This window comes from Nocardioides nanhaiensis, assembly GCF_039542785.1.
Taxonomy (GTDB): Bacteria; Actinomycetota; Actinomycetes; order Propionibacteriales; family Nocardioidaceae; genus Nocardioides; species Nocardioides nanhaiensis.
This window is the reverse complement of the sequence record NZ_BAABIM010000001.1, coordinates 1,669,879-1,680,065: the sequence shown is the minus strand read 5'-3', so window position 1 is coordinate 1,680,065 and position 10,187 is coordinate 1,669,879. Positions and strand designations below refer to the sequence as shown.

Sequence of the window (10,187 nt, the reverse complement as noted above, 5' to 3'; positions counted from 1 at the left end):
CATCGGCCGGATGCGCAACCACCCACCCACCATGGACTACGTCACGCGCCGACGCGCCGAAGGACTCTCCAATCCCGAGATCATCCGGTGCCTCAAACGACACCTCGCCCGCGCCGTCTACCGAGCCTTACGGACCGACCTCATGACCCCTTGACATCTATAGGACCGTCCCCCGCAGCCGGGGGCTGGCACGAGGCGCAGGAGCCGAGGCTGAGGAACGAAGCCCCGGCGACGTAGCCGGAGCCCGATCGCAACGGGGAGTCGCTCCTCACCCCGGTACGTCCAGCGCCGCCCGGGCACCACCACCGGGCCGCGGACCGACCTCCAGCTGACCACCGAGCTCGGACTCGACCAGGGTGCGCACGATCGAGAGCCCCAGGTTCGTGGACCCCTCGAGCGTGAAACCGTCGGGCAGCCCGCGGCCGTCGTCGTCGACGGTCACGTGCAGCCGTCCGGCGAGCCGTCGCACGTCGACGACGACCTGCCCGGGCGCCGTCGGCTCCCCGTCGTCGTTCGCCGGGACCTCCTCGCCGCCGGCGTACCCGTGCTCGACGGCGTTCTGGAGCAGCTCGGTGAGCACCATCGCCAGGGCGCTGGCCTGCTCCGAGGCCAGCTCTCCGAACGTGCCTGCGCGGTGCACCCGCACCCGGCCCGGGACGGCGCTCACCTCGGCCACCATCGCGCCGAGCCGGTCGGCGATCTCGTCGAAGGCGACGTGCTCCTCGACCGACTGGCTGAGCGTCTCGTGCACGATCGCGATCGACCCCACCCGGCGCACCGCCTCCTCGAGGGCCGCCTTGGCGGCCTCGGAGTCGATGCGCCGTGCCTGCAGACGCAGCAGCGCGGCCACGGTCTGCAGGTTGTTCTTCACCCGGTGGTGGATCTCGCGGATCGTGGCGTCCTTGGTGACCAGCTCGCGGTCGCGGCGGCGCAGGTCGGTGACGTCGCGCACCAGGATCACCCCGCCGATGTGGGTGCCCTCGGGGCGCAGCGGGATGGCGCGGACGATCAGGGTCACGTGCTCGTTGCCCACCTCGGTGTCGCGGTAGTCGCGCGCACCGAGCACGGCGCTGAAGGTCTCCTCGTCCGGGCGGCGCCGCGCCGGCACCAGCTCGCGGGTGAGTCGGGCCAGGTCGGTGCCGGCGAGGTCGCCGACGAGTCCCAGTCGGCGAAACACCGACTGGGCGTTGGGACTGGCGTACTCGACCCGCCCGGCGCCGTCCACACGGGCGAAGCCGTCGCCCACGCGCGGGGTGTCGGCGTGGTCGCTGCGCTGCCCGGCGGCCGGGAAGGTGCCCAGCGCCATCATCCGGGTCAGGTCCGAGGCGGTCTGCAGGTAGGAGAGCTCCAGGCGGCTCGGGGTGCGCACCCCGAGCAGGTTGGTGTGCCGGCCGACGACGGCGATCACCCGCCCTGCCCGCCGCACGGGGATGGCCTCGACCCGCACCGGCACGTCGTCGCGCCACTCGGGGTCGCCCTCGCGCACCAGCCGGCCGTGGGTGTGGGCCTCGTCCAGCATCGGGCGCCGACCACGCGGCACGAACGTGCCGACGACGTCGTCGACGTAGGCCGTGGGCCCCGTGGTGGGCCGCATCTGGCCGGCCGCCCAGTAGCCCTCGCCGCCGCGGTCGGGGAGCCACAGCACCAGGTCCGCGAAGGAGAGGTCGGCCACGATCTGCCAGTCGGCCTGCAGCAGCTGCAGCCAACGCACGTCCTCGGCGTCGAGGTCGGTGTGGCTGCGCACCAGCTCGGCGAGGGTCGGCACCGGATCAGGGTAGGCTGCTCGCTCTCGGGCTCACGCGGCGCGGTCTCCGGCGACCGCACCGGCGCAGGGCGGGCAACACGGTTGGCGACAGTGGGGGAACATGGTCTCGGCGTACTGGGTGCGGGTGCTCGACGGTGGTCGGGAGGTCCCCGCGGACCGCTCCCTCGCGGACCTCACCACGGAGCTCACCCAGATGCTCGGCGACGCCGACCCGCGGGTGCGCGAGGAGGTCGCGACCCCCACGCTCACGACCTGGATCCGCCGCGGCGAGTACGACGACCTGCTCTCGGGACTGGGCGACGGCATGGCCGCTGGCCTGCGTGTCGGCCTGGGTGAGCCCACTGGCGACGCCGTCTTCCGCCGCGCCTGCTCGGCGCGCGTGCTGGCCGCCTGCATCGACCGCGACACCGAGCGGCCGCTGGTCCTCGGCGGGCGGGTGCTCGACTGGGGCGACCGGATCGCCACGTGGCTGCTCGAGGAGCAGGACCTGCGCGCCTTCGTGCCCGCCAAGGGCTGGGCGCACGCCCTGGCCCGGGCCGCCGACGCGCTGGGGTCGCTCGCCGGGTCGCCGCACGTGGGCAAGGCCGAGCTGGCGGTGCTGCTCGACGTCATCGGCGAGCGCCTGGCCGTGCGCACCGACGTCGCGCTGACCCACGGCGAGACCGACCGGCTGGCAGCCGCGGCGATGGCGATCCTGCGCCGCGACCGGGTGAGCATCGAGACCCTGGAGCCCTGGGTCGGCCGGCTGGGCGAGGCCGCCCGGCACCGGGCGCTCGAGGGCGACCCGTACCTGGCCACCGCCAACGCCGAGGCCTTTCTGCGGGCGCTCTACCTGCAGCTGGCGCTCGGCACCCGGCGCGCGCCGGCGGTGCGCGCCGACCTGCTGCTGCTGCTCGTCGACGTGCTGCGCGACACCAACCGCGCGTACCTGCGCGACCCCGGGCACTGATCCCGCGCCGACCCTGAGCGAGTGCGCCGCGCCAGCCAGCCGACCCGTGGGTAACCTGCGGCCATGACCCAGGACACGTCCGAGACCCCGCCCGCCGCCGCACCCGAGCCGGGCGGCCCCATCGAGGGACACAGCGGCCGGCTGGCCGTCGAGGTCGCGCGCGCGCACGGCGTCGAGACGATGTTCACCCTCTCGGGCGCCCACGTCTTCCCGATGTACGACGGCGCGGTGAAGGCCGACCCGCCGATGCGGCTGCTCGACGTGCGCCACGAGCAGACGGCGGCCTTCGCCGCCGAGGCCACCGGCAAGCTCACCCGTGTGCCCGGCCTCGCGGTGCTCACGGCCGGGCCCGGCGTCACCAACGGCGTCAGCGCCATCGCGCAGGCCCAGTTCGCCGGGTCCCCGATGGTCGTGGTCGGCGGGCGCGCGCCCGCAAACCGCTGGGGCAGCGGCTCGCTGCAGGAGCTCGACCAGCCGCCGATCGTCGCCTCCATCTCCAAGCAGGCCAGCACCCTGCACACCGCCGGCGACGTGCTCGAGGGCATGCACGGCGCCTTCACCGCCGCCGGCTCCTCGCACCGCGGGCCGGTCTTCGTCGACGTCCCCATGGACGAGTTCTTCAACTCGGCCTCCGGCACGCTGCCCGAGGTGGGCAGCCTGCGCGGCGCCGAGCCCGACCCCGAGGCGCTCACGCAGATCGCCCGGCTGCTGGCCCAGGCCTCGCGGCCCGTGCTGATCCTCGGCACCGACGTCTGGTCGGACCGCGCCGAGGAGGCCGCGCTGCGCTTCGTGCAGGAGGTCGGCGTCCCGACCATCGCCAACGGCATGGGCCGCGGCGTGGTGCCCGGCGGCCACCCGCTCCTGGTCACCAAGGCCCGGGGCGCCGCGCTGGGCGGCGCCGACCTGGTCGTCGTCGTCGGCACGCCCCTGGACTTCCGGCTCGGCTACGGCGTCTTCGGCGGCAAGGAGGAGGGCTCCTCCCCCGCCCGCGTGGTGCACGTGGCTGACTCCCCCGGGCAGGTCTCGGGGCACGCCGAGCTGGCGGCGTCGGTCTCCGGCGACCTCTCCGCGGTCTTCGACGGCGTCCAGGCCGCGCTCGAGCGCGGCACCAAGCCGGACTGGACCTCGTGGGTCTCGACCCTGCAGGACACGGTGGCCAAGGCCACCGAGCGCGACCGCGAGCTGCTGCAGGCCGAGGCCGACCCCATCCACCCCGCCCGCATCTACGGCGAGCTGGTCCCCCGCCTGGCCGAGGACGCCGTCGTCATCGGCGACGGCGGCGACTTCGTCAGCTTCGCCGGTAAGTACGTCGAGCCGCAGCGTCCCGGCGGCTGGCTCGACCCCGGCCCCTACGGCTGCCTGGGCGCCGGCCTCGGCGCCGCCATCGCCGCCCGGCTCGCCCGCCCCTCCTCGCAGGTGGTGCTGCTGCTGGGCGACGGCGCCGCCGGCTTCTCGCTGATGGACGTCGACACCCTCGTGCGCCACGACCTGCCGGTCGTCATGGTGATGGGCAACAACTCCGCCTGGGCGCTCGAGAAGGGCCCGATGCAGATGCTCTACGGCTACGACGTGATCGCCGACCTGGCCCCCCGCACCCCGTACGACCAGGTCGTGACGGCGCTCGGCGGCGCCGGCGAGACCGTCACCGACCCCCGCCAGATCGGCCCCGCCATGGACCGCGCGTTCGCGGCCGGCGTGCCCTACCTGGTCAACGTGATCACCGATGTGGAGGCCACCTATCCGCGCAACACGTTCGGCATCTGAGGCGGCTGGCCCGGCTGGCGGCGGGCTGGAGCTGAGGCGGGTCCGCGCGTCGGAGCACGACGACGTCGCCGCGCTCACCGTGGCCGCCTACGACCCCTTCCTGCTGGGGCGCGCGGATCCCTACCGCGAGCGTCTGGCCGACGTCGCCACGCGCGACCGGGAGGCCGAGGTGTGGGTGGCCGTGCAGGGTGACGGCGACCGGGTGCTGGGTGCGGTCACCGTGTGCCCGCCGGGCGGCGGCATGCGCGAGGTGGCCCGCCCCGAGGAGGGCGAGTTCCGGATGCTGGCCGTGCACCCCGCCGCGCAGGGGCGTGGCGTCGGCGAGGCGCTCGCCACCTTGGTGGTCGAGCGGTTCCGGCGTGACGGCGCCCCGGGCATCGCACTCTCGAGCCTGACCGAGATGCACGGCGCGCACCGCCTCTACGAGCGTCTCGGCTTCGTCCGCGACACCGCCCGCGACTGGTCACCGGTGCCCGGTGTCCAGCTCATCGCCTACCACCGGGAGCTGCCATGAGCGCGTCGACACCCGTCCCCTCCGGACCGCCCGCCCTCGAGGCCACGCTGACCTTCGAGGTCACCGACGCCGACACCGCGCTCGCCGTCGGCTCGGGGAGCCTGCCCGTGCTCGGGACCCCGCGCCTGCTGGCGTGGTGCGAGGCCGCCACGTGCGCCGCCATCGAGCCCGCGCTCGGCGAGGGCGCCACCAGCGTCGGCACCCGGGTCACCCTCGAGCACAGCGCCGCCACCGCCGTCGGGGGGCGCGTGCAGGTCAGCGCCACGGCCGGCTTCGTCGACGGCCGTCTGCACCGCTTCAGCGTCGCCGCCCGTGAGCTCGGCGCCGACGGCACCCCTCGCGGCGTCGTCGCCACCGGCGAGGTCACCCGTGTCGTCGTCGACGCCGAGCGGTTCCTCGGCCGGGTGCGCCCCCCGGCCTGAGCCCCCCGGACGCAGCGAACCCCCGGCCGGTGGCCGGGGGTTCGTCATGCGTGCGGATGGTCCGCACCTGAGCGACGCTGGGTGCTCAGGTGTTGGGACGCTTGCCGTGGTTCGCGCCCTTCTTGCGACGCGAACGGCGCTTGCGGCCGGTCTTGCCCATGGTGTCCTCCTGGATCGAGATCGGGACAGTCTCCCAAACCCGGGCCCGCAGCGCGAATCCGGGGCGCCGATGGGACCGGGGCTCAGCCCTCGCGGATCTCCAGTCGCACCTGCTCCAGGCGCACCATCACCCGTTGGCGCAGGTCGGTGGGGGCGGCCTCGGAGCACGAGCGGGCCACGATGGCCTTCATCGTCCTCTGCAGGTCGTACTTGACCAGGCAGGGGTTGCAGCTGTCGAGGTGGGCACGGACCGCGCCGCAGTCGGCGTCGTCGAGCTCGTTGTCGAGGAAGTAGACGATCCGCTCGAGGTAGTCGGCGCAGTCCTCCGCGGACACCTCCCCGGCACCGTGGTCGTGGCCCGTGTGGCTGCTGTGCTCGGTGTGGTGGCTCACTTCACCGCCCCCTCGATCGTCCCGGCGGGCAGCAGGTCGTTGCTGCGCACGTAGTCGGCCAGCATGTCGCGCAGCTGGCGGCGGCCCCGGTGCAGCCGGCTCATCACGGTGCCGATGGGGGTCCCCATGATCTCGGCGATCTCCTTGTAGGCGAACCCCTCGACGTCGGCGAGGTAGACCGCGAGGCGGAACTCCTCGGGCAGGCGCTGCAGGGCGTCCTTGACCTGGCTGTCGGGCAGGTGCTCGAGCGCCTCCATCTCCGCGGAGCGCAGCCCGGTCGAGGTGTGCGACTCGGCCCGCGCGAGCTGCCAGTCCTCGACGTCCTCGGACATCGACTGCTGCGGCTGGCGCTGCTTCTTGCGGTAGTTGTTGATGAAGGTGTTGGTGAGGATCCGGTACAGCCAGGCCTTGAGGTTGGTGCCGGGCTTGTACTGGTGGAAGGCCGAGTAGGCCTTGGCGAAGGTCTCCTGCACCAGGTCCTCGGCGTCCGCGGGGTTGCGGGTCATCCGCATCGCGGCCGAGTACAGCTGGTCGAGGTAGGGCAGCGCGTCGCGCTCGAAGCGCGCGGAGCGCTCCGCATCGGTCTCGGTGGCGACGTCGACGTCGGGGTTGTCAGTCATCAGGGCCCAGCCTACGTCGGCGGTGGGTCGGTCGAGCACGTCCATGTGGGCACAACACACCCCCGCGGCCGGACATTCCGCCGGACGTTCCGCCCGCGGGAGCACGCCCGGCGGATCAGCTGCCGAGCACCTCGCGCACGATCCACTCCAGCACCGACTCGACGACGACGGCGTGCGCCTCCTCCTGCGTCGCCTCGCCGCGGGCCGGGACCTTGAACCCGTGGTCGGCGCCGGGGACCACGGCCACCTCGAGGTCCTCGGGGAACTCCTCGGGGGTGCCGAACGGGTCGCGCTCCCCCTGGACGACGAGCGTCGGCACGCGGGCGCCGCGCAGCTCGGGGAGCCGGGTCTTCTCCGGCTGCCCCGGCGGGTGCAGCGGGAAGGCCAGCGCGAGACAGCCGACGGCACCGAGGCTCTTGGCGCAGCGTGCGGCGGAGCGTGCCCCGGCGGAGCGACCTCCGAGCACCAGCGGCGTCTGCATCCGCAGCCGGTCGTACCCGGCCCGCAGCGCCTCGTCGAGGCTCGCGGGAGGTCCGGCGACCTTCCGCCCGGCGACCTTCCACGGCTGCTCGAAGCGCACGACGGTGATGCCGTGGCGCGGCAGGTACGTGGCCAGCGCCTCCAGGTCCGGGGCGTCGATGCCACCACCCGCCCCGTGGCCCAGCAGCAGCGTCAGCTTGGGCCCGCGCGCGCGTCGGGTGACGAAGCGTCCTCGACCCTGCGGGGTGTCCACCCACATCTCGTCGGTCGTCACGTGTCCTCCACCTCGGTCTCGACGGGCCCGTCGGGCTCCTCCAGCGGCAGCGGCTCCACCAGCTGTGGGCCGTTGTTGCGCACGTTGCCCACCGCCGGCGACACCGGGAAGGCCTCGAGCCGTCCGGGAGCCGCGGGCGTGAGCAGGTCCAGCAGCTGGGGACCCGAGGCCCGCGGGTCGAGCCAGGCGTCGCGTCGCTCGACGTCGACCATCAGCGGCATCCGGTCGTGCAGGTGCCCGAGGTCGTCCTGGGCCTGGGTGGTGAGCACCGTGCAGGTCCACACGAAACGCTGCTCGTCGTCCTCGGCACGCGCGGGGTCGCGCCAGATCTCGTAGAGGCCGGCCATCGCCAGCACGCCGCCGTCGGCGGGACGGATGAAGAACGGCTGCTTGCGCGGCTTGCCCGCGCGGGTGAGCTCGCTGGTGGGGTACCACTCGTAGTAGCCGTCGGCCGGCAGCAGGCACCGGCGGGCGGCGAAGGCGCGCCGGAAGGCCGGCTTCTCGGCCACGGTCTCGCTGCGGGCGTTGATCATCCGGCTGCCGATCGAGGCGTCCTTGGCCCACGAGGGCACCAGGCCCCACCGCAGCGTGCGCAGCTGGCGCTCCGGGGCGTGCTCGACGCCGTCGGCCTCCGTGCGTGGCGGGCGCTCGAGGACGGCGTAGACCTCCTTGGTGGGGGCCACGTTGTAGTCGGGCTCCAGCGGCACGGGCACGCGGCTGTCCACGACCTCGAACTCCTCCACGAGGTCCTCCGGCCGCCGGCTGGAGGCGTAGCGCCCACACATGCGCGACACCCTATGCCCGCCCGCGAGGAGGTGGCGCCGGCGGTGACGCGACTGCGGCGCGGCGGTGAACCGGCGCCGATCGGGTACTCAGTAGGCATGTCCCTGAGCCGTCTCGTCGCCCGTCCCATGCTCGCCTCGATCTTCGTCATCGGCGGAGCCAACGCGCTGCGCAACGCCCCGGCGCTGGCCGCCAAGGCCAAGCCCGTCATCGACAAGGTGGTGCCCAAGGCCCAGGAGGCCGCGCCCCAGGTGCCGATCCCCAGCGACGCCGCGACCCTGGTGCGGATCAACGGTGGCGTGCAGGTGGCGGCCGGGCTGGCGCTGGCCACCGGCAAGTTCCCCCGCCTCTCGGCGGCGCTGCTCGCGGCCTCGCTCGCGCCGACCACCTACGCGGGTCACCGCTTCTGGGAGGTCGACGACGCCGCCGAGCGCCAGGCGCAGACCATCCACTTCTTCAAGAACCTCAGCCTGGCCGGCGGTCTGCTGATCGCGGCCGGTGACACCGACGGCAAGCCGGGCGTGGCCTGGCGCGCGGGTCGCGCGGCCAAGGACGCCCGCCGCGAGGCCAAGCACCTGGCGGCCACCGCGCGCCGCGAGGCCAAGCTCGCCACCGTGCAGGCCAAGTCGCAGCTCACCTGAGCCACCACGGCCGACAGCCTGCCCGACCAGCGTGGTCGACCAGCCGCCCCTCCGTGGGCCGGGGAGACCCGGTGAGCGGAGGGGCGGAGTCGTGCGTGGACTAGATTCAGCCGACGTGACCGACGACGCCGCCGCCCTGGACCTCTGGCCCGCGCCGGTCGCCCGCCGTCCGGTCGAGGCCACCGTGAGCCTCCCGGGCAGCAAGTCCCTCACCAACCGCGCGCTCGTGCTCGCCGCGATCGCCGAGGGCCCCAGCGTCGTCCGGCGGGCGCTGCGCTCGCGCGACACCCTGCTGATGGCCACCGCGCTCACCGCGCTGGGCAGCCGGGTCGACACCACCGGCGAGGACTGGCGGGTCACGCCCGGTGACCTGGCCGGCCCGGTGGCGGTCGACTGCGGCCTGGCCGGCACCGTGATGCGGTTCGTGCCGCCGGTCGCCGCGCTCGCCACCGGCGCCGTCACCTTCGACGGCGACCCGCACATGCGCACGCGCCCCATCGGGCAGGTGCTCACCGCGCTGACCATGCTCGGCGTCCGGGTCGACGACGGCGGGCGCGGTGCGCTGCCGTTCGCGGTGCACGGGTCGGGCGCCGTCGCGGGCGGGCAGGTCGTGCTCGACGCCTCCTCCTCCTCCCAGTTCGTCTCGGCCCTCCTGCTGGCCGGCGCCCGCTACGAGCAGGGCGTCGACGTCCTGCACGACGGCAAGCCCGTGCCCTCGCTCCCCCACATCGAGATGACCGTCGCGATGCTGCGCGAGCACGGCGTCGAGGTCGACGACGCCGAGCCGGACCGCTGGCGGGTCGCGCCCGGGCCGGTCGCCGCCGTCGACCACCAGATCGAGCCCGACCTCTCCAACGCCGGGCCGTTCGTGGCCCTGGCGGCACTGAGCGGGGGCAGCCTGACCGTCCGCGACTGGCCCGCGCACACCACCCAGGCTGGCGACGCCCTGCGGGGCCTGCTCGAGCAGATGGGGTGCACGGTGAGCCGCGACGCCGAGGGACTGACCGTCACCGGGCCCGCGGAGGGCCGCGCGGGACTGCAGGGCCTCGACGCCGACCTGCACGACGTCGGGGAGCTGACGCCGGTGGTGGCCGCGCTCGCCGCGCTGGCCTCCTCGCCCTCGCGGCTGCGCGGCGTCGCGCACATCCGCGGGCACGAGACCGACCGCCTGGCGGCCCTGGCCGCCGAGCTGGGCGGGCTGGGCGCCGCCGTCACCGAGCACGAGGACGGGCTGGAGCTGCGGCCCGCGCCCCTGCACGGCGGCACCTTCCACACCTACGCCGACCACCGGATGGCGCACGCGGCCGTGGTGGTGGGCGCCGCGACCGAGGGTGTGCTCGTCGAGGACGTCGCCACCACCGCCAAGACCTTCCCCGACTTCGCCGGCTTCTGGTCCGGCCTGCTGCCCCAGGACGTCTGAGCGG

At 74.4% G+C, this 10,187-nt stretch carries 12 protein-coding genes; 6 read left to right on the top strand and 6 right to left on the bottom strand.

The genetic code is table 11. The annotated features are described in order from the left end of the window. Nucleotides 1-268: 268 nt before the first annotated feature. Complete coding sequence (locus ABD948_RS08020; protein WP_345264421.1) at nt 269-1,765, bottom strand: histidine kinase N-terminal domain-containing protein; 1,497 nt, start codon at nt 1,763-1,765, stop codon at nt 269-271. A 100-nt stretch (nt 1,766-1,865) separates the two neighbouring features. Here ABD948_RS08020 and ABD948_RS08015 point away from each other — a divergent pair, with 100 nt between their 5' ends. The 4 genes from ABD948_RS08015 to ABD948_RS08000 all read left to right on the top strand — a co-directional run bounded on the left by ABD948_RS08015 (nt 1,866) and on the right by ABD948_RS08000 (nt 5,414). Further along, nucleotides 1,866-2,714, top strand: a complete 849-nt coding sequence (locus ABD948_RS08015) for a DUF2785 domain-containing protein (RefSeq protein WP_345264419.1) — start codon at nt 1,866-1,868, stop codon at nt 2,712-2,714. A 63-nt stretch (nt 2,715-2,777) separates the two neighbouring features. Next, nucleotides 2,778-4,478 carry an acetolactate synthase gene (locus tag ABD948_RS08010; RefSeq protein WP_345264417.1) on the top strand — a complete coding sequence of 567 codons (1,701 nt, stop codon included), beginning with the start codon at nt 2,778-2,780 and terminating at the stop codon, nt 4,476-4,478. Between the two features lie 79 nt (nt 4,479-4,557). Beyond that, nucleotides 4,558-4,992 (top strand): GNAT family N-acetyltransferase, encoded by a 435-nt coding sequence (locus tag ABD948_RS08005; RefSeq protein WP_345264414.1) that lies wholly within the window; start codon nt 4,558-4,560, stop codon nt 4,990-4,992. After that, nucleotides 4,989-5,414, top strand: coding sequence for a thioesterase family protein (locus ABD948_RS08000; protein WP_345264412.1), 426 nt, complete (start codon nt 4,989-4,991; stop codon nt 5,412-5,414). Before ABD948_RS08005 ends, ABD948_RS08000 begins: the two co-directional genes overlap by 4 nt. Nucleotides 5,415-5,499: 85 nt before the next feature. On the opposite strand, the gene ABD948_RS22125 is transcribed toward ABD948_RS08000, so the two are convergent. From ABD948_RS22125 to ABD948_RS07980, 5 genes are all read right to left on the bottom strand, one after another. Beyond that, a complete protein-coding gene (locus ABD948_RS22125) occupies nt 5,500-5,574 on the bottom strand; it encodes a 50S ribosomal protein bL37 (protein ID WP_425465425.1) in 75 nt (24 codons plus the stop codon). 82 nt (nt 5,575-5,656) lie between these two features. Then, nucleotides 5,657-5,965 (bottom strand): mycothiol system anti-sigma-R factor, encoded by a 309-nt coding sequence (gene rsrA / locus ABD948_RS07995; RefSeq protein ID WP_345264410.1) that lies wholly within the window; start codon nt 5,963-5,965, stop codon nt 5,657-5,659. Beyond that, a complete protein-coding gene (locus tag ABD948_RS07990; RefSeq protein WP_345264408.1) occupies nt 5,962-6,585 on the bottom strand; it encodes a sigma-70 family RNA polymerase sigma factor in 624 nt (207 codons plus the stop codon). The genes rsrA and ABD948_RS07990 overlap by 4 nt, the downstream gene beginning before the upstream one ends. 115 nt (nt 6,586-6,700) lie before the next feature. Then, entirely contained in the window at nt 6,701-7,339 is a 639-nt protein-coding gene (locus ABD948_RS07985) for an alpha/beta hydrolase family protein (protein ID WP_345264406.1), read from the bottom strand. Continuing rightward, nucleotides 7,336-8,124 (bottom strand): SOS response-associated peptidase, encoded by a 789-nt coding sequence (locus tag ABD948_RS07980; protein ID WP_345264404.1) that lies wholly within the window; start codon nt 8,122-8,124, stop codon nt 7,336-7,338. The genes ABD948_RS07985 and ABD948_RS07980 overlap by 4 nt, the downstream gene beginning before the upstream one ends. A 96-nt stretch (nt 8,125-8,220) precedes the next feature. On the opposite strand from ABD948_RS07980, the gene ABD948_RS07975 reads away from it, so the two are divergent. Then, nucleotides 8,221-8,763: a DoxX family protein gene (locus ABD948_RS07975; protein ID WP_345264402.1), complete on the top strand. Its 543-nt coding sequence runs from the start codon at nt 8,221-8,223 to the stop codon at nt 8,761-8,763. Between the two features lie 115 nt (nt 8,764-8,878). Then, nucleotides 8,879-10,183, top strand: coding sequence for a 3-phosphoshikimate 1-carboxyvinyltransferase (gene aroA / locus ABD948_RS07970; protein ID WP_345264400.1), 1,305 nt, complete (start codon nt 8,879-8,881; stop codon nt 10,181-10,183). The last annotated feature ends 4 nt before the right edge of the window (nt 10,184-10,187 follow it).

What these genes read in the sequence shown, in the direction of transcription:
- ABD948_RS07980 (WP_345264404.1), bottom strand. Translation starts at nt 8,124, where the DNA reads ATGTGTGGGCGCTACGCCTCCAGCCGGCGGCCGGAGGACCTCGTGGAG.
- ABD948_RS08010 (WP_345264417.1), top strand. Translation starts at nt 2,778, where the DNA reads ATGACCCAGGACACGTCCGAGACCCCGCCCGCCGCCGCACCCGAGCCG.
- ABD948_RS07975 (WP_345264402.1), top strand. Translation starts at nt 8,221, where the DNA reads ATGTCCCTGAGCCGTCTCGTCGCCCGTCCCATGCTCGCCTCGATCTTC.
- ABD948_RS07990 (WP_345264408.1), bottom strand. Translation starts at nt 6,585, where the DNA reads ATGACTGACAACCCCGACGTCGACGTCGCCACCGAGACCGATGCGGAG.
- ABD948_RS08015 (WP_345264419.1), top strand. Translation starts at nt 1,866, where the DNA reads ATGGTCTCGGCGTACTGGGTGCGGGTGCTCGACGGTGGTCGGGAGGTC.
- ABD948_RS08000 (WP_345264412.1), top strand. Translation starts at nt 4,989, where the DNA reads ATGAGCGCGTCGACACCCGTCCCCTCCGGACCGCCCGCCCTCGAGGCC.